Source organism: Thermoplasmata archaeon, assembly GCA_038874435.1.
Taxonomy (GTDB): domain Archaea; phylum Thermoplasmatota; class Thermoplasmata; order Lutacidiplasmatales; family SKW197; genus SKW197.
In genome coordinates this window covers 90907-109416 of sequence record JAVZCK010000005.1, presented here as the reverse complement: position 1 = coordinate 109416, position 18510 = coordinate 90907, and the positions used below count along the sequence as shown (strand labels likewise).

At 44.5% G+C, this 18510-nt stretch carries 22 protein-coding genes; 10 read left to right on the top strand and 12 right to left on the bottom strand.

Going from position 1 to position 18510, the window contains the following annotated elements; all coding sequences use genetic code 11:
- The first annotated feature begins 3 nt into the window (after nucleotides 1-3).
- Together QXD64_03550 and rpl12p are read left to right on the top strand one after the other, a co-directional pair.
- A complete protein-coding gene (locus QXD64_03550) occupies nucleotides 4-999 on the top strand; it encodes a 50S ribosomal protein L10 (protein ID MEM3396388.1) in 996 nt (331 codons plus the stop codon).
- A gap of 21 nt (nucleotides 1000-1020) precedes the next feature.
- On the top strand, nucleotides 1021-1338 hold the full coding sequence (gene rpl12p, locus QXD64_03545) for a 50S ribosomal protein P1 (GenBank protein MEM3396387.1): 318 nt from the start codon (nucleotides 1021-1023) through the stop codon (nucleotides 1336-1338).
- A 2-nt stretch (nucleotides 1339-1340) separates the two neighbouring features.
- Here the strand turns inward: rpl12p and QXD64_03540 are convergent, their stop codons facing one another.
- Complete coding sequence (locus QXD64_03540) at nucleotides 1341-3116, bottom strand: ATP-dependent DNA ligase (protein MEM3396386.1); 1776 nt, start codon at nucleotides 3114-3116, stop codon at nucleotides 1341-1343.
- A complete protein-coding gene (rpe, locus tag QXD64_03535; GenBank protein MEM3396385.1) occupies nucleotides 3113-3787 on the bottom strand; it encodes a ribulose-phosphate 3-epimerase in 675 nt (224 codons plus the stop codon). Before rpe ends, QXD64_03540 begins: the two co-directional genes overlap by 4 nt.
- A 132-nt stretch (nucleotides 3788-3919) precedes the next feature.
- Here rpe and thsB point away from each other — a divergent pair, with 132 nt between their 5' ends.
- Genes thsB through QXD64_03505 form a run of 6 tightly spaced genes read left to right on the top strand, consistent with a single transcriptional unit; the run spans nucleotide 3920 to nucleotide 9789 of the window.
- Nucleotides 3920-5566: a thermosome subunit beta gene (thsB, locus tag QXD64_03530; GenBank protein MEM3396384.1), complete on the top strand. Its 1647-nt coding sequence runs from the start codon at nucleotides 3920-3922 to the stop codon at nucleotides 5564-5566.
- Between the two features lie 32 nt (nucleotides 5567-5598).
- Entirely contained in the window at nucleotides 5599-6216 is a 618-nt protein-coding gene (locus QXD64_03525; GenBank protein ID MEM3396383.1) for an METTL5 family protein, read from the top strand.
- Nucleotides 6201-6782, top strand: coding sequence for an exosome complex RNA-binding protein Csl4 (locus QXD64_03520; protein MEM3396382.1), 582 nt, complete (start codon nucleotides 6201-6203; stop codon nucleotides 6780-6782). The genes QXD64_03525 and QXD64_03520 overlap by 16 nt, the downstream gene beginning before the upstream one ends.
- Before the next feature lie 54 nt (nucleotides 6783-6836).
- Complete coding sequence (gene argF / locus QXD64_03515) at nucleotides 6837-7757, top strand: ornithine carbamoyltransferase (GenBank protein MEM3396381.1); 921 nt, start codon at nucleotides 6837-6839, stop codon at nucleotides 7755-7757.
- Between the two features lie 46 nt (nucleotides 7758-7803).
- Nucleotides 7804-9579 (top strand): lanthionine synthetase LanC family protein, encoded by a 1776-nt coding sequence (locus tag QXD64_03510; protein MEM3396380.1) that lies wholly within the window; start codon nucleotides 7804-7806, stop codon nucleotides 9577-9579.
- A complete protein-coding gene (locus QXD64_03505) occupies nucleotides 9580-9789 on the top strand; it encodes a hypothetical protein (GenBank protein MEM3396379.1) in 210 nt (69 codons plus the stop codon).
- A 27-nt stretch (nucleotides 9790-9816) separates the two neighbouring features.
- Here QXD64_03505 and QXD64_03500 read toward each other — a convergent pair whose 3' ends face one another.
- The 3 genes from QXD64_03500 to QXD64_03490 form a co-directional block, all read right to left on the bottom strand.
- Entirely contained in the window at nucleotides 9817-10545 is a 729-nt protein-coding gene (locus tag QXD64_03500; GenBank protein MEM3396378.1) for a metallophosphoesterase, read from the bottom strand.
- Entirely contained in the window at nucleotides 10542-11828 is a 1287-nt protein-coding gene (locus QXD64_03495; protein MEM3396377.1) for a hydroxymethylglutaryl-CoA reductase, degradative, read from the bottom strand. The genes QXD64_03500 and QXD64_03495 overlap by 4 nt, the downstream gene beginning before the upstream one ends.
- A gap of 124 nt (nucleotides 11829-11952) precedes the next feature.
- Nucleotides 11953-13623: a glutamate--tRNA ligase gene (locus QXD64_03490; GenBank protein ID MEM3396376.1), complete on the bottom strand. Its 1671-nt coding sequence runs from the start codon at nucleotides 13621-13623 to the stop codon at nucleotides 11953-11955.
- A gap of 97 nt (nucleotides 13624-13720) precedes the next feature.
- On the opposite strand from QXD64_03490, the gene QXD64_03485 reads away from it, so the two are divergent.
- The gene (locus QXD64_03485; protein MEM3396375.1) at nucleotides 13721-14221 is read left to right on the top strand and encodes a 3-isopropylmalate dehydratase; all 501 of its coding nucleotides are present in this window, start codon (nucleotides 13721-13723) and stop codon (nucleotides 14219-14221) included.
- On the opposite strand, the gene QXD64_03480 is transcribed toward QXD64_03485, so the two are convergent.
- The 7 genes from QXD64_03480 to QXD64_03450 are packed head-to-tail and all read right to left on the bottom strand — an operon-like array spanning nucleotide 14216 to nucleotide 18104.
- Nucleotides 14216-15100: a hypothetical protein gene (locus tag QXD64_03480; protein ID MEM3396374.1), complete on the bottom strand. Its 885-nt coding sequence runs from the start codon at nucleotides 15098-15100 to the stop codon at nucleotides 14216-14218. The genes QXD64_03485 and QXD64_03480 overlap by 6 nt on opposite strands.
- Entirely contained in the window at nucleotides 15081-15362 is a 282-nt protein-coding gene (locus tag QXD64_03475) for a YhbY family RNA-binding protein (GenBank protein MEM3396373.1), read from the bottom strand. Before QXD64_03475 ends, QXD64_03480 begins: the two co-directional genes overlap by 20 nt.
- Nucleotides 15322-15684, bottom strand: a complete 363-nt coding sequence (locus QXD64_03470; protein MEM3396372.1) for a ribonuclease P protein component 4 — start codon at nucleotides 15682-15684, stop codon at nucleotides 15322-15324. Before QXD64_03470 ends, QXD64_03475 begins: the two co-directional genes overlap by 41 nt.
- 9 nt (nucleotides 15685-15693) lie before the next feature.
- Entirely contained in the window at nucleotides 15694-16524 is an 831-nt protein-coding gene (locus QXD64_03465; GenBank protein ID MEM3396371.1) for a DNA-directed RNA polymerase subunit D, read from the bottom strand.
- A gap of 15 nt (nucleotides 16525-16539) precedes the next feature.
- Nucleotides 16540-16923, bottom strand: a complete 384-nt coding sequence (locus tag QXD64_03460; GenBank protein ID MEM3396370.1) for a 30S ribosomal protein S11 — start codon at nucleotides 16921-16923, stop codon at nucleotides 16540-16542.
- Entirely contained in the window at nucleotides 16916-17494 is a 579-nt protein-coding gene (locus QXD64_03455) for a 30S ribosomal protein S4 (GenBank protein MEM3396369.1), read from the bottom strand. The genes QXD64_03460 and QXD64_03455 overlap by 8 nt, the downstream gene beginning before the upstream one ends.
- 13 nt (nucleotides 17495-17507) lie before the next feature.
- Nucleotides 17508-18104: a 30S ribosomal protein S13 gene (locus tag QXD64_03450; protein MEM3396368.1), complete on the bottom strand. Its 597-nt coding sequence runs from the start codon at nucleotides 18102-18104 to the stop codon at nucleotides 17508-17510.
- Between the two features lie 181 nt (nucleotides 18105-18285).
- Between QXD64_03450 and QXD64_03445 the strand changes: the two genes are divergently transcribed.
- Nucleotides 18286-18510 (top strand): hypothetical protein, encoded by a 225-nt coding sequence (locus QXD64_03445; protein MEM3396367.1) that lies wholly within the window; start codon nucleotides 18286-18288, stop codon nucleotides 18508-18510.

Genomic DNA, 18510 nt, shown 5'->3' with positions numbered 1-18510 from the left:
CTAATGGCACATGTAGCAAAATGGAAGCTGGAAAAGGTTGAAGAACTTAAAAATAAAATTCTGGCAAATAAGGTTGTAGGAATTGTTAACATATCTGGTTTGCCTTCTCCACAGCTCCAGCAAATGAGAAAGAATTTGAGAGGAAAGGCAGAGATAATTGTGACTAGAAATGCAATAATTTCAAGAGCCCTTGAAAAAACTGGAAAACCGAACATTTCCAAACTTTCAGAGTATATTCGCACCCAGAGTGCGTTGATTGTTTCAAATGAAAATCCATTCAAGCTTTACAAGTCGCTGGAAGCGACAAAAACCAAGGCGCCTGCGAGGGGCGGTGAAATCGCACCAGAGGACATAATAATAAAAGCAATGGAGACCCCATTTAAACCTGGCCCTATTGTGTCTGAACTTCAGAAGGCAGGGCTGGCCGCTGCAATTGAGGGCGGAAAAGTAGTGATAAAGAAGGACAAGGTCCTTGTGAAGGCAGGCGATGTCATCACAAAAGACCAGGCTCAGCTACTCACAAAACTCGGGATAACTCCAATCACACTTGGGCTTGACCTTCAGGCAGTATTTGAAGATGGGTTCGTCTATCCAAAGGATGCCCTCACTGTTTCGCAGGAAGAAATTCTCGGGCAGTTTGTTCGTGGTTCACTCAATGCCCAGCAACTTGCTCTCAAGATTAGCTACATTACAAAGGAAACAGTGCGACCGCTCCTTGGAAAGGGCTTCAGAGAAGGAATAGCCCTTGTTGTGAAGACGGGCTATCCAGCGAAAGGTGCAATCGAGCATCTGATAAGAAAGGCCTACATGGACATGCTGGCAATTGCTGCGGTTGCACCTGAGGCAGCGGGAGATGCGGTGAAGAATGTTATCGCTCAAACATCCAGGCCACAGACACCTCAGACAGAACAGAAAGAGAAGAAGGTAGAGGAAGAAAAGAAAGAGGAGAAGCCGAAAGAGGAAGATGTGGCTGCAGGTTTAAGCTCATTGTTTGGCTGAAAATAGAAGGAGGTAATGAAAATGGAATATGTATATAGCGCATTGCTGCTACATGCTCTGGGAAAGCAGATAAGCGAAGAGAACATTGCGAATGTGATCAAAGCCGCTGGTGCAGAGCCAGATATGGCAAAGATAAAGGCATTGACTGCATCACTGGAAGGTGTGGACATCGCAAAGGTGCTGGAAAGTGCCAGTGCGATGCCAGTGGCTGCAGTTGCTGCACCTGCTGCAGGCGGAGAAAAGAAGGAAGAGAAGAAAGAAGAAAAGAAAGAGGAAAAGAAGGAAGAGAAGCCAAAAGAAGAAGATGTGGCTGCAGGATTGGGTGCGCTCTTCGGCTGAACTCAATCCTCAACCTTTTTCAATTGTTTTCTATACATCTCAACAATCTCAGCAGTTGTTGTTGCGTCAGTGGCTTTTTTGTCATCTCTCCATCTGCCAGTGAATCTGGGAAAACGGACAGCGATGCCTGCCCCTTTTTTCACTTCATTATAGGCACATGTGTGCACTGGACTCAATGTGAGTTCTGCACCTCTTACCTCAAGGATAATTGCGGGATAAAACCAGAAATCTGGCTCTATCTTTGAGACCACATTTTCTGGCTTGGTTTTTGAAACAAACTTGCTGAAAATTTCCGGCATCTTACTGAGCGTGTCGTCGTCGAACCCAGTCCCAAGCTTGCACACTGTCTCAAATTTCTCTGTTTTCTCGTTGTAAACCCCTGTGAGCAAAGCCCCATAGGTGCCTGCCCTTCTGCCCCTGCCTGCAAATGCACCGAGCACAACAAGGTCAAGTGTGTCTGTGAGTTCTGATTTATACTCTCGCTTGTATTTCAGCCAGAGGAAGCCACGCTTGCCTGGTTTGTAAATGCTCTCCGTCGCGATTGATTTTGCCATTATTCCCTCGCACCCTGCACCAATTGCTTCGTTAAAAAATTCCTCGCACTTCTCTTTAGAATCAACAATCTTCATTGTGGAAAACTTGATTCGCTCACTCCGCCTGAAAGCAGATTCAAGGGCTTTTCGTCTTGTTAGATAATCATCCTTTATGTGTTCCTTTCCATTCAGAAAGAGGCAGTCAAAAAGGAAAAGACAAACAGGAATTTCCTCCATTGTTTCCTCAATTGCATGTTTTCTCCCCCGCCTCCTTGAAATTTCCTGGAATGGAAGCATTTCTTCGGTGGCTGAGTCAACAGGAACGCATTCGCCCTCGAAGATTCCATCAGTGCCTTTAAAACTCGCCTTCAGATGCGCAATCACATCAGGGAACTGGGTGGTGAGGTCCTCTAACCTTCTTGAGAACAACTTGATTTCCCTATTGTTGCTTATGTGTGCCTGGATTCTTAATCCATCGTATTTGTATTCTGCGGCAAAGCTCTGCCCATGCCTTGCAAAAATCTCCTCAATACTCGCAGCCCTTTCAGCCAGCATCGCCCTGATGGGCACGCCAATCTTGAGCCCTATCTTATTTAACCCTTCTATTCCTCTGGATGAAATTGTTTTAGCCACAAGCCCGATGTCTGAGCAAACATTGTATTTTTCCTCCAGCAACTCCCTTGCTTCTTCCTTTTCCATCTCAGGTATGAACGCAACAGCAAGTGCATCCAGAATTGTGCTTTCCGCAACTCCCAATCTCAAGCTCCCTGCTAGAATTCTTGCGATATATCTTGCTTCCAGTGGCTCTGCATCATGGAATAACTCAGCAATCAGTTTAAGCTTCAGTTCCTGGGAGCCAGAACCAGTGCTCTCCGCAATTTTGCAAAGCGAGGCATAGACCTTTTCAACTGTGAGCGTTTCCCTAAAAAGCGATGCCTGTTTTTTTTGCCGGACCACTTCCTCAGCGCATTTCCCGATGTCCCCTGTTTTTTTCACTGTTTCTTCTATAACCTGTGATTTGATACCCGCAGCGAGCGAAAGTGCACGGAGCAGCAATGCTTCAGCCACGCCCACCTCAATACCCACAAAGTCAGGATAGATTCTTCCGAGCAGGAGATAGCAGACCTTATCAATTTCTTCTGGTGAAAGCTGCTTGAGCAATGCACTCAGCAAATCAGTAATCTCCAGCCGCTTTGTTGTTTCCTCAATCTTTTCAAAGAGCTGGGCGAGCTCAATGAAATTCATCTAACTCCCTCTGCAATTTTTCTCAACTCACGAATCTTGTTCAGGTCTGGATGCCCATCAACAAAAATCCCATTGCCTGAAACAAGCAGATTTGCACCATTCTTGACCGCAGGCAATGCAGTACTTGCGTTAATCCCACCATCAACAGCAATGTCAACTTCCCGACCAGTTTTTTCCACAATTCCCTGTATCTCCCTTATTTTCGGAAGCACACTCTCAATGAATTTCTGGCCACCAAAACCAGGATAAACGGACATCACGATAATCTCATCCACACTTTTGATGTAGGGCTCAATCACATGGGCAGTGGTGTTCGGGTTGAGTGCAATCCCTGCTTTGACGCCAGAGTCCTTGATTTTATCAATCAATGTATTGAGATTTTCCTGACATTCCACATGCACTGAAATGAGATTGGCTCCTGCCTCTGCAAATGGTTTTATGAAGGTGGAGGGGTTTGTGAGCATCAGATGGACATAAAATTCCTTTGTAGTGTATTTTCGGATCGCTTTTACCACATGTGGCCCAAAAGTTAAGTTTGGAACAAAATGCCCATCCATGATGTCTATGTGCAGCAAATCAACCTCATCGCAGCGGTCAAGCATGGAGAGCACCTCTCCCATTCTAGCAGCATCAGCAGAAAGGATGGAAGGTGCAATCTTGATTCTTTGCATCACTAGGAAATAGGAAGAGCGGTATTTAAGGTTGAAGGTTGACAAAATTTTTTAAAGTGGCCAGATAGAAGCCAGCATTTCAACAGAAATCTTTATATAGAAGAACTTTTATACCAATTTTAGGTGATAGATATGATAGGGCAAGGTACACCTGTAATTATTCTGAAGGAAGGCACGAGCCGGGAAAGAGGAAAGGGCGCTGTTTACAATAACATCGCAGCAGCAAAGGCAGTGGCTGATGCAGTGAGAACCACACTTGGACCCAGAGGAATGGACAAGATGCTTGTAGATAGCCTTGGAGATGTTGTGATTACCAATGACGGTGTGACAATTCTCAAGGAGATAGATGTAGAGCATCCCGCAGCTAAGATGCTGGTTGAGGTTGCAAAAACCCAGGACCAGCAGTGTGGCGACGGCACCACAACCGCTGTGATACTCACTGGCGAGCTGTTGAAAAAGGCAGAGGAACTCCTTGACCAGAATGTGCATCCTACCGTGATTGCTAAGGGGTTTAACATTGCAGCAGAGGAAGCAATAAAAGCATTGAAGGAGAAGATTGCTTTTGAGGTAAAACCAGAGGACGACGAGATGCTAAAGAAAATTGCAATCACAGCAATGAACAGCAAGGGTGTGGGGCTGGCGAGAGAGAAACTAGCAGAGATTGCAGTTAAAGCAGTAAAGGCAGTGATAAGCAAGAAGGACGGCAAGATTACCTTTGATCCAGGACACATAAAAATTGAGAAGAAGCATGGTGGAAGTGTAGAGGATACTTCCTTGATCGATGGCGTGCTGATCGACAAAGAGAGAGCCCATCCAAAGATGCCAAACATTGTGAAGGATGCGAAGATTGCACTCATAAATTCAGCACTTGAAATAAAGAAGGGCGAGTTTGATACCCACATTCAGATAAGAGATCCCGCAAAACTTCAGATGTTCATTGACGAGGAGCAGAACGCCCTCAAGAGAAAGGTGGACATGATAAAGAAGAGTGGTGCAAATGTGGTCTTCTGCCAGAAAGGCATTGATGATGTGGCTTTGCACTTCATGGCAAAGGAAGGTATTTTTGCAATCAAACAGATGAAGGAGTCAGACATGGTGAAACTTGCAAGAGCCACTGGTGCGAGAATCGTGACCGCACTTGATGATCTCACAGAAAACGACCTCGGCACTGCCTCTCTCGTGGAAGAGAAGAAAATCGGAGACTCAAAGATGACCTTTGTTACAGGATGCAAGAATCCTAGGTCCGTCTCCATACTTATCAGAGGTGGCACCGAGCATGTGGTTGCCGAGATTGAACGCTCATTGAATGATGCAATAAGGGTTGTCGGTGTGGCACTTGAAGATGGTATGGCAGTGACAGGTGGAGGCTCACCAGAAATTGAACTGGCGCTACATCTCAGAGATTTCGCACCCAAGGTGAGCGGAAGAGAGCAGCTTGCAGTGGAGGCATTTGCAAGGGCGCTCGAGGTCGTGCCCTGGGCACTTGCAGAAAATGCAGGGCTGGATGCAATCAACATACTCATAGAACTCAGGGCGGCACACGAAGGAAAGAAGGGGAGCAAGACAATGGGTGTCGATGTGCTCTCTGGGAAGGTTGCGGACATGATGAAGCTAAATGTGATTGAACCAGTGCGTGTGAAAACCCAAGCCATCCATTCTGCGACAGAGTCCGCAGTGATGATACTGAGAATTGACGACATCATTGCTTCCAAGAAGTCGGAGCCACCAAAGGGAGGTGGCGGTGCTGGAGGCATGCCTGGTGGTATGCCACCGATGTAAGTTACTAATATTTTTCCTTAATTTTTTGTTTTATGCGAAAAAAAAAGCTTGAAATCTTGCTGTCTAAATTGGAAAATCTAGAAACACCAGATATTTCTCTAGAGCAATATTCTACTCCTCCAGAAATTGCTGCAGAGATTCTCTACATCGCTTACAACCTTGGCGACATAGAGGGAAAGAGCGTGATTGACCTCGGTTGTGGTAATGGAATTTTTGCAATTGGTGCTGCCATTCTAGGTGCGAAAAAGAGTGTAGGAATTGACACAGATGCACATGCAGTAGAAAGGGCGAGGGAGAATGCTGCGAAACTTGGTGTAAACACAGAATTTTTCTGTATAGATGTGGAAGATGTAAAAGGAAGCTATGACACTGTAATTCAAAACCCTCCTTTCGGGTGCCAGAATCGACATGCTGACCTGCCTTTCGTTAAGAAAGCAGCAGAAATAGGAAATGTTGTTTACTCCATCCACCACGCTGACACAGAAAGGTTTATAGAACAGGAATTTTTGAGGAGAGATTGTAGAGTAACGCACAAGGAAAGGTATGCGTTCCCAATAAGACGCACCTATGCATTTCACAGGAAACAGGAAGTTAAATTTGAAGTGATACTATTCAGAGCAGAGAGGTTGAAAGGATGTACAAAGGAGTAATAATTCCAGGCGAGGAAATAGGGACCACTGAAGAATACATTGCTGGAAATGGAACATTTGAGAAGGATGGGAAAATCATTGCTAGTGTTTTAGGTTTTTTGAAGGTAGACGAAAACGAGAGAAGAGTTGAGGTGGAACCAATAAATCCTCCAGCAATAATCAGGAAGCATAGCACAGTTTACTGTGTAGTTGAGGACTTGAAGCAGGCGATGGCGATTGTGGATGTGATCTCAGTAGATAGCAAAGTGCGAGATATTGCTGGTACCACTCAGGGGGCAATCCACATCTCAAAGATTTCACCAAAGTATGTTGATAACATCACATCAGTGCTCAGAATTGGAGATATTTTGAGAGCAGGCGTGCTCCAATCAGAACCTACAATTCAGCTTTACATCAACGAACCACATTTGGGTGTGATAAAGGCATACTGCGTGCGGTGCAGACGCCCACTTATTCGCAAGCCGAATTTGAAAGAGAACACACTTTACTGTGAGAATTGCGACCGCTTCGAAACCAGAAAGATTGCTGATGACTACGGGAATGTGGTGCCAGAGTGGAAGAAGTGAGCGTTTGGAAAGTTATATATCTCCTTTTCGATTTTGGGTATTCAGGTGATAGCCATGAAGAAAGACCTGATTTCTGTGTTAGATATGGAGGATTATCTGCTGGAATTGATTGATGAAGCGATTACGCTGAAAGCAAAGCTGAAAAACAGAGAGATTCTGGAGCCGTTGAAAAACAGAAGCATCGGAATGATATTTGAGAAGCCAAGCACCAGAACGAGAGTTTCTTTCGAAGTGGGCATAACCCAACTGGGTGGACATGCACTCTATCTCAGCCCAAAGGACATGCAGCTTGGCAGAGGAGAGACCATTGCAGATACCGCCAAGGTGCTCTCAAGGTATGTGGACGCAGTTGTCTATCGCGCATTTGACCATAATATGGTTGTGGAACTGGCGAAGAATGCAACGATTCCAGTTATTAATGCCCTCGACAACCTGGAACATCCTTGCCAGTGTGCTGCAGACCTTATGACAATAAAAGAACACAAAGGGGATTTCAAAGGACTTAAAATGGTGTATGTGGGTGATGGAAACAATGTGTGCAACTCCCTTTTGCTAGGCGCTGCCATAGTGGGAATGGATATGGTGGCATGTTGTCCAGATAGCTACTATCCAAACAAAAAGCTCTTTGAAACAGCGAAGAAAATTGGAAAGAAAAATGGGGCTACAATTGAAATCATTGAAGAGCCAGATACTGCCGTGAAAAATGCGGATGTAATCTACACCGATGTCTGGGTTTCAATGGGTGACGAAGCAGAAAAAGAGAAGAGAGAAAAGGTCTTTAAGCCCTACCAGGTGAACATGAAATTGCTAAAGAAGGCAAAGAAGGATTGCATCTTTATGCACTGCCTCCCAGCTCACAGGGGATATGAAGTCACGGATGAAGTCGTGGACAGCAAGCAGTCAGTTGTTTTTGATGAGGCCGAGAACCGCCTTCATGTCCAGAAAGCCATAATGCTTCGTCTGATTGAACACTGATATGGAATCAAAACTTCTACCATTGTTTTTTCTTATTTTAATTATATTGAGTTTCTATCAAAACACATCGCATGGCAATGGTATAACTTTTCAAGAAACCACTCCTGCTGAGAGGTCACAAAATCCATATCTCTACAATGCTGAGTGTGCGGCAAGATGGCTCATCTCGGTAGCGAAGCAACCCTCTCCAGGATGTTACAAGTGGTTTACTTCAGAGCAAAACTCAACCTGGTATTACCTGGAACTGTCAGAAGGAGTTTGCGGAATTGGGCAGTTCTTTGCGAAGCTTTACAATGCAACAGGCAATGCCACATATCTCGATTATGCTGAAGGTGCTGGAAGGTGGTTGATTTCCAAAGCAATTTCTGTGTCAGAGGATGCCTGTAAGTGGGAGTGGTTTGAGGGCTATCCGAGCTACCAGACAGATAAATTCGGTGGTGTGAGCGCTGTTGGTGAATATTTCCTTCTGCTCTGGAAAACCACAGGCAACGCAACATACTTGGAGTATGCAAATAAATCAGCAAACTGGCTATTGAGTAAGGCAGTGCCTCAATATGGAGGGTATAAATGGAACATAGAGGAGGGTTCCAACATAAACTTTACTGGCTGGGCACATGGAGTTGCAGGTGTTTCGGATTTTCTTAGACAGCTCGCTGTTGAGACAGGAAATAGCACATACATGGAGTACGCAGAGGGTGGTGCAAGATGGCTTATTGCGATTGCCCAGCATCCATCAGATGACCAGTATGCCTGGGTGAGAATTGAAACGGACACATCGCCTTCAATTTACTGGTGCGGCGGAACTACGGGCATCGTGCAGTTCTTTATTCTGATGTATGAAACCACAGGAAATGCAACTTATTTGGAGTATGCAAAGGGTGGTGCAAACTGGCTCATAAGCAAGGCGGTGAATGTGAATCCTGGTAACACAACCTTCACTCAATATTACAACATTTTTTGCCATGGAGACCCGAGCACCTCCTATGTGATGTTCATGCTTTACAATGCTACAGCCAACCAGACCTATCTCAGATACGGAATGGAAAGTGCGAACTGGACAATCTCAACAGGAGTTGAAGTTAATGAAAAAATGATGAAATGGCCTTCAATTGTTGGCACGGACTACTACGAAACCTCCATGCTAAGGGGTGCGGCAGGCATTGGCCATCAGATGCTCTATGCTTACACAATCTCTGGAAACCAGGTTTATCTGGAAACGGCGAAGAAGGCAGCGAACTGGGTTGGAGGCGTTGCAATAGAGGTTTCGCCAGGAGTAAAGAAATGGAACTGGGAGGAACAACTTCGCCCAGACACTGAATTTTACACTGGCTGGTATTTTGGTGCCGCGGGAATTGGGTTATTTTTCCTTGAAATCTCACCGTTCTGGGTGCCAGAACCATACGGTGTGGAGATTCTGGGTGGTGATAGGGTGAATGTTGGAGCACCAGGAGAAACTCTGGTCTATGAAGTAGAAATTAAAAATACTGGTGCGAACATAGACAGCATCACGCTTGTCAATACCAGCGTTCCAGCGGAATGGAATGTGAGTATTGAGTTTGATGGCACAGAAATTCTACCAGATGAGGTAAGAACTGCATACATCAATGTCACAATTCCGCTTTCTGCTGAAGAAGGCACAAGTGTCAAGTTTGTGATTACTGCAACTTCCGCTGGTAATCCCTCAGTGAAAGATACAATCAACATCACAACCCTTGTACATAATTATGTGGGTGAAAACATGAACCTTATCATTCTCTTAATTATTTTGAACATTATACTTGCTGTGAATTGGTATTCTAAAATAAGGTTGCGGAAGCATTGAATGTATAGATTCAAAGGAAACTACTGGAGCAACTGGGATGGCAACGACAACGGCACAGCAAATGCGTATCCCATAGACGGAGGTGTTGGTGCAAGCGATTGGTATCCACTTGGGAGTCCTGTGGATGAAGCAGCTACATTGCTGCCCTGTGTGCTGGTCATCGCTTTTCTACTCTTTGTCGCCAGAAGACGCAGAATCAAACCATCTTAATTATTCCTTATTTTTTGGTTTCTCAATTTACATCTGGACTTTTTCCAAATGTTCCATGCTTCCAAGGAAGGTACCATCAAAAAGATAAAACTCTGATTTTTTCTGGTTCATGTATTGCCAGGAAACAAGGAATCCGTTCAATGCCAGATTATTTATTTCCCGCATGCCCACAAAATCACTTGCAGCAGGCATTACAAATAACTTTCTCGCTTTCTCAAGACCAAACTTTTCTCTGAATGCTCTGTTCACATTAGCGACAAGCCAGCACCTATAACTCTTTTGCCTACCTAGACCATCTTTGAATTTTATGCAGGGATGCACATGCCCGCAAACAATACTCTTACAAGCCCTCAATCGCTGTTCTGGATAGCAATGCCCGTGCAGAAACCCCACTCCTTCGTGAGTAAAACTCTTACAGACCTCAATTGCATCTGGAAGAGCAAGACCACCATCATGGTTTCCTTTTATTACAATCACTTTTTTGAACCATGTCCCTAAAATTTTGAAGAAATTTATCACCTGTCTCTGTTCCGCTGGGCTACTTCTGCCAATCGTGTGTTTCACATCCCCCAGATGCACCAGAATTTTTGCATCATATTCTTTTCCCACACTCACAGCTTGCTCTGCATACATTGCTGCATTGCTCTGCACTGCAAAACCAGCTTTCTTAAGATGAAACTCAACACCTATGTGGGTATCTGCAATCGCCACAACACCAGCATGCACAAGAAACGGAGTGCCAAATATTATTTTCATTTCTTTCTCAATTCTTCCAGCAATTCCTTTGCCCTGTCCATCCTTATCTTGCGCTCCGCCACAAGCTTCTCCGCAACTATGTCAATTTCCTCACCCACAGCACCAACACTTGCGGCGATGTTTCTGGCATGCAGACTCATGTGTCCCTTCTGAATTCCTTCAGTGGCTAAAGCCCGCAAAGCTGCAAAGTTTTGAGCAAGCCCAACACTTGCCATAACACATGCTAGTTCCTGGGCACTCTTAACCCCAAGAATTTTTACAGCGGTTTTTGCAATTGGATGCACTGCAGTGACGCCACCAACAAGACCAACAGCAATTGGCAGTTCAATCGTTCCAACAAGGTTTCCTTCAGCATCTTTCTCATACTTTGTAAGTGGCTTATAGGTGCCATGTGCATAAAAAGCATAGGAGTGCGCCCCTGCCTCCAAAGCTCTGAAGTCGTTACCAGTTGCTATAGCAACTGCACTTATTCCGTTCATAATTCCCTTGTTGTGCGTAGCACATCTAAATGGATCAACTTCTGCAAGTTCATAAGCATCCAGGATTGCCTCCACAACATCCTCTCCGCTTAACCCGAATTCCTCCTTTGCTAGCAATTCTTTTTTGAACACTGCTCTTGCTCTGGCCAATCTATAAACAGCAAGATTTGAAATAATTCTGAGCACTACCTTACCGCCAGTGATATTCTCAATGAAAGGTGCAATTGCCTCTGCCATTGTGTTCACTGCGTTAGCTCCCATCGCATCCTTAGTGTTCACCAGTAGATTTATTACCACATAACTGCCTCTTCTGCTCTCAATCACCCGCACAGTCAAGTCCTTAGCACCACCACCCAGCTTAATCAAAATCGGGTCTTTTTCGTTTGCCATTGCAAGAATCTCTTCTTTATGTTCCAGAATTCGCATCTTTGCTCCGTGTGGGTTGGGTACCTTTGTCACCTGCACCTGTCCAATCATCACTGGCTCCGTAGTTGTTGCTCTGAAACCACCTCCAGCTCTTGCAAGCTTTGCACCATGCGAAGCCGCAGCTACTACAGATGCCTCCTCAATTGCCATTGGCACAAGGTAATCCTTTTCATTTATCAAAAAATTCACAGCAATTCCTAGCGGTAAAATCATGCAACCAACCACATTTTCAATCATCCTGTCCAGCATTTTTGGTTCAACATTCCCTGTGTTTTTCAGGGGTTCTATGTCTGTCTCTGCAAGATTTGCAAATTCCTTCACAAGTTTCAGCCGCTCCTCAATGCTCATTTTATAGAAGCCAGAGATTTCGGACTTCATGGTTTCACCGAGGAATAAAAGCGGCAAGAGGATAAAGGTTTTTCTGTATAGTGAGGTTTTCTGTATAGTGAGGATTAATTGGTAGAAAACAAGTAAGTAAGTTTTTCGAAAGCGGTTGCCAGATTTATCTATGCCCAAAGTATGCCTTTATTCTTTCACCTTTTGCATCAACTCTTACAAATCCATATCTTTCAAGCTGGACAATGTCGTTTACATTGGCATGAGCAAGATTTTTCTCTGCGACACCTGTGATAACTGTACCGTCGGGTTGCACAATCTCCATACTCACAGATTCTAAACAAGGCACCCACTGGATTCTGGGAATGTTCTTATTTTCCCATGATGTGATTCTTGCATTTTCCTGGCAGAGAATGTTGCAGAAGTCCTTGAGACGAATTTCCTGGCCAAGATAATTCTCGAAATCTGACTTGGGAATGAACACTTCATTTCCAACACTTAGTTTTCGCTTTCCGAGTGCCTGGTTAACAGGATGGTTTTGAAGTTCCAGTTCCTTCTCGCCATCCAGATTTATTCTGATTTTCACGGGCTCAGGCACAAAGAAGTATCTTGGTGCAATTCCATCCACAATTTTTCTGTTCTCAGCATACAGATTTTCTGCAGGCACCTCAATGTCAGATAAACTTACACCGAAAGAGGTGATGAAATTTCGTATTGCTTTTGGCTGAATCCCGCGCCTCCTCAGTGAAAGCAAGCTCCAGGTTCTTGGGTCATCCCAGCCAGAGTATGTACCTGACAGCACCTCTTTCATTGACTTGCTCTTGCTCAACTTCATTTCAGAAAGCATGAGCATCCCATAGTGAAGGAAAACTGGCCCTTTTATTCCGAAAATTTCCCAGATATACTGTTCCATCATATCCTCCATCATCAGGTCCTTGCCGCGAAGCACATGGGTGATGCCAAGCAAATGGTCATCAACTGCCCAAGAAAACTCAAGTAATGGCCAGACACTGTATTTTGTGCCAACCCTTGGATGTTCCCGCCTGGAAATTCTGAATAGCACCCTATCTCTGAAAGCAGGGTTTTTGTGCTTCATGTCTGTTTTTATTCTTAGGATTGCTTCGCCTTCAGCATAGGCATTAGCCAGCATTTTTTCCCATTTCTCAAGGTTCTCTTCAACACTTTGCCTGCGATGGTCGCATTCTCTACCTTCCTCGCGATATTTTCGCAATGTGCTAGCATCACACTGGCATACATAGGCATACCCTTTCTCAATAATTTTCCTTGCCCACGCATAGAAAATTTCCATTCTATCCGACTTGAAAATTTCCTGCTCATACTTAATTCCGAGATAGGCCAAGCTCTCCCTTATAAGGTCATATGACTCTGCCTGTGGAATTTTTTCTTCTGAACCAATTGTGTCGTCAAAAACAAGATAGAGTTTACCATTGTATTTCCGCACATATTCGTCGTTGAGGATAAAACTTCTGGCATTACCTATGTGGGGTGCACCTGAGGGAAAGGGAGCTAGTCTCATCACAACAGTACCCTTTACTTCAGGTAATTCTGGCAAAACAAATTCTTTCTCCTTTTTCTCTTTCTGTAATAGCTCGGGTGCATTTCTCTGCAGTTCTTCGGTCTGCTGCTCCAGCGAAAGTGAGTTCACTTCCTCCACAATTTTTGCAATCTCAGGCATCATCTCTTTTATTTTAGCTCTCAACTCAGGAAATGTGCTTGCGATTCTACCTACCACTGCTTTTTGGTCTGCCTTGCCACCATGCTGCACTGCATTCTGGAGTGCGAAATTTCGAATTGCTTTCTTTACGCTCTCATCCATGAGAAAGGGAAAGAAGGATGGGTATATAAAAAGGGAGGGTAGAAATCACAATCATGCAGACACCATTCTTTTATCCAAGAACTGCTTACTATGAATGATGACACCATCCCCTTCCGAAGTCCTCACCGCAACTGTCTGGATCTTTGGAGACAATGTCTCAACAGACGAAATTATTGCAGGAAGACGCCTTGCAGAAAGGGACATCCAGAAACTTGCCAAGTTTGCATTTGAAAATTCAAAAGAAGAGTTTGGGGTTAGAGTTAAGGGGGGCGATGTGATTGTTGCTGGTAGAAATTTTGGCTGTGGGTCAAGTAGAGAGCAGGCAGTCCTCGTGCTTAAGGTGCTTGGCATAAACCTAATTCTGGCAGAAAGTTTTGGCAGAATTTTTTTCAGGAACTGCGTCAACAATGGGATTCTACCGCTCAAACTCAAGGCGTCGCTCAAAACCAAACTGAAAGATGGTGATGCTGTCTTAATTGACCTCAAGCAAAACAGAATTACTGCATCTGGCATCACCACAGAATTTGAGAAACCACCAGAGTTACTCTATAGAATCTGGGCGGCGGGCGGTTTGATTGAATATTTGAAAAAACTATAGCGGGTGCCACACTTTCGTGCAGAACACTTTTCCATAACTCAGGAGTATTTCTTCAGCAATCCTCTTCTTGCTTCCGCTCACAACCGCAAACACCGAGTTGCCAAGCATGACCATGCTAGCTGGAATCCCTGCATTCCACAAACTTTCAACACATTTCACAATTTCAGGGCTGGCAAGTCCTGTAGATTTCGCAAATTCAAAACCGCACAAGCAAAGATTTTTAACTGTCGGCTCTGTCAGAAGTTTTGCCAGAGTTTTCCTACCCATTATAGAGCAGAGTTCAACTGCTTTCTTATCAGAAAGAACTTTCTTTGTTTCTAAGGTCCCTCCAAGCACACAGAGAAGCAAGGTGTTCTCCTTTTCCCCACAAACAATTCTGTCCACAATACCATAGGGAGGAAGTCCCGGTTTTACACGGATTTCATAGCCACCAGCACTTATTCCCGCCACATCTCCAAGTCCAGTCCTGTGCAACACTTCAGCTTTGTGTGCTACCTGGAATGCTGTGCTCGCAGGCATCCTGATAATCTTGCAGAGGGCAAGAAGGGCACTCAGTGTGCCAGAAGCACTCATCCCGAAACCCTGAGATACGGGAAGCATGTGTTTCAGGTTGCACACAACTTTCATCTGCAGGTTTGCATCCTTAAGAAGTAAACGAATTGCTTCCTCTGTCACCTCAAGTTTTCTGGCCTTCCCATCGAGCATTGTCAAAATCTCAACACTGTCCGTTTTTTCCACCACAACCTCTGCAGTGCAGCCAGAGGTAATGCAAATACCCGCACCATATGAGCCAGTTCTGGGCAGATTTTTGTGATAATACGGTGCGAAAAAGACAGAGATATGGCCAGGTGCAAAACCCTCAGCTTTTTGGTTTTTCATTTTCTCGCCCCTTGACACTTAGAATCACAGTACCACCTCGCACATCCAGCACCCTTGCCCCTGTTTTCTTTTCTAGCATCTCTGCAAACTCCTTTACCGTTCCGAGGTCCTTGGTACTCTTCAAAAATTTGATTTTAATCACTTTTCTCTTCTTAAGCTGGTTTCTTATTTCATTGAGCACGCTCTCAGTGATGCCATTCTTTCCCACACGCACTGTCGCTTCAATTTTGTGAAGTTCTTGCATGTTCCAATTTCCTTGCATGTTTTTCCCTGATATACGGGTATCTTAAAACATTCCCACAATTCTGGCATGTGATGATAACTCTTGCTTTTTTCACTCTCACTCTTGCAGTCCTGCCAGGAATCAGGAGCGTGTAGCATGTTTTACAGTAGAGTCGTTTCAATTCATTTGGGACTCTCACATTATATCTCATTCCGATCTTCCTTGCAAGCTGAATGCAGCGTTTAGAGTGGTCAAGCCAGCCTGAGTTGAAAAACTTTCTAGAGGTTTCAAAAAGCCAGCGAATGCGCTCTTCTGCAAGCTGAAGATCCTCTTTCGTCCTCCGCCGTCCCCGCCGTACCATAGTATGTGCCTAGCCCAGCATTGAAAGTGTGTCTTTCACTTGTGCAAAAGAACTTGATAAAATTTCCAGGGCTTTAGCCAATGCAGCTTTTGCTGAGAGGGAGCCATCTGTCTCGAATGTGAAAATGAAATCTTTTTCGCTACCCTTCACCGTAAGCGCTCCCTTTGGACATACTTCTACGCAGGAGTTACAGAGATCACATGCTTCTAGCGATTTCACGACAACTTTTCCATCCTGGTTTTCAAAGACCTTCTTTGGGCAGTATTTTATGCACTCCATACAGTTTGTGCATTTCTCTACATTAATCTTCACATCTGGATAGTATTTGTAGCCCACAGCATGTGCCACTTGCCATTTTGCATGTTCCTTTGCCTTACCCATTATTGCAGTTGCATAGAGCAGCACTGCCTGTTTCTCGTTGATTTTGACAATTGGAATGAGGTCATCCACCGGCTTGAACTTTGGGTCTCCTAAGGGAATAAGGTCACCAGAATAAACCATTCCTGGGCCCTTCTTGTTTATTGTGTAAATAACTGAGCATGAAGCACAACCCTGTCCCTTGCATGTGCACTCATCAGGGAACTTCATTGAGAGGTCTGTGGGAAGAGGAACTAGGGCAAGGCGATGTGCAATTATTTCGTCAAAGAGGGGCGTGACACTCTCATACTCTTTGCCACTCTCGTCCCTTATGTTACCCAGCAAAATTTCCACTTTATCAATTGCAAGCTTGGGAATTTCGCTGAGCAGAGTTCTTCTCAATGCATTTGCCTCTGCAGGCGTTGCATCACTCAATACAAATCTTGCACTTGTGTTTGTAAGCTCAAGAAACTTTATTTTCATTATAGCCACCTTGCTTTATACTCTTCTTCCCCTTCTTCCACCTTTCTTCTTGCAACCGTCATGGGGAATAGGAGTGACATCTTCAATTCTTCCAATTTTTAGGCCAGAGCGTGCCAATGCTCTTATTGCAGCCTGAGCACCAGGTCCAGGCGTTAAACTCTTGTTACCTCCAGGGGCCCTCACTTTGACATGGACAAGTTCAACACCCTTCTCCTTTGCCATCTCAGCAGCCCTCTCAGTTGCCTTCATTGCTGCATAGGGAGAACCTTCCTCTCTATCTGCCTTTACTACCATTCCCCCTGAGCATCTAGCTAGGGTTTCGGCACCCGTAATATCTGTAATGGTGATAATTATATCGTTGTAGGATGCGAAAATGTGAGCAATTCCTACTTTAGGCATTTGGTGTCACCTCCTTTACCTCCTTCTTTTGCTCTTTTTCTTCCCGTAATTTAGGCCTGCAGGGGTGCATTGGGTCATTTAATGGCGAGCTCTGTAGATACTGGATGGTTGGCTCCTCGCTCTTCTTCACGAGATAGCTTGGCACGGTCACTTTGTGTCCATTAACTGCAATGTGGCCATGGACAATGAGTTGTCGTGCCTGCCGGTAGGAGCTAGCCAGACCCTTTGTATAAACGAGGGTTTCCAGCCTCCTGCTTAAAATTTTTTCAATGTCAAGAGCAAGTACATCATCAAGTGTGGGATTTTCCATTGTTAGAATTCCAAGATTCTGGAGTTTGCCGAACAAATTCTTCATTTCAACCTCTGCTTGTGCCTCCTTCCTTCTGATTCTTGCCTGGAGGTCCCTTGCCTGCCTTCTCCAGTTTCTCAGCAAAGATTCTGCTTTCCACACCTCTCGCTTGTTCTTGAGGCCATAATTCTTTACAAGTTCGTTTTCTTCCTGAATCCTTTCGATTATCCAGGGATGTGATGGTTTCTCAAACTTTTTTCTGGGTTTTTTCGGGTCGCCCATTTAATCACCTCATCTATTTCTTTTCACCACCTGACTGTGCGGGTTGAGCTGGTGCTTTTGCCCCAGGTTTCTTTGCGACTCCGACAGTTATACCTTTCCTACCATGATTAGCAGTCCTCTGGCCACGGACTTTCTTTCCCTTTTCATGTCGAACGCCTCTGTAGCAACGAATCATTTTCAGCATGTTTATATCTTCAAGTCTACTGAGGTCAAGGTCAGTGCCGAGCAGATGAAAACTGTCTCCAGTCGCAAAATCTCTTTGGCGATTGAGTGCCCATTCTGGTCCGTTCCTGCAATAATTCTGAATTGTTTCTTCCAGCATGGTTATCTGCTCGTCTGTAAGGTTGCCTATTTTCTCAAATTTTGGAAGAGTTGTCGTATTCAGAATTGAATGAGCGGTTCTGATGCCTATACCCTTTATCTGGGTAAGCCCCATCAGTACGCTTTTCAAGCCAGAAATGTCGGTATTTACTAAACGAACAATGTACTTGAAATCCGGTTTTAATCCTTTCTCTTTAGCAGATTTTTTTGTTTCCTCTGGCTTCGGTTCTTTCTCTTTTTTCTTGCCTTTCTTTTCTTTAGGTTCTTTGGTCTGTTCTTCAGGAGCCAAGATAATAACCTCCGTTAATTTGTCTGTGTTGCCATATTTAAATGGGAGTAATATATAATTTTTTTGCAAGGCATTGGCATCGCTGCTTAGATTACACCTCATAACGGGGAGATATGGCAACAGCAATACCTGAGGCGAAAGGATTTATAGTATCATGTATTTCCTATAGTTGGTGTAGTCCATGAGAACATATGTTCGAATGATATTCAGCACGGAAGGTGCATCGCCAGAGGATATTGTCCCGATAATGCACGAGTTGGGATTTGAAGAGGCATTTGGAATGCATGATTTCCAATACAAGTGGAAGAAGCAAGCAAAGATGGACGATGTGTTAAAACTCATAAGCAAGATGCACAAATCTCTGAAGGGTACACAGATTCGGTATGAAGTTACTACTGTGATGTGA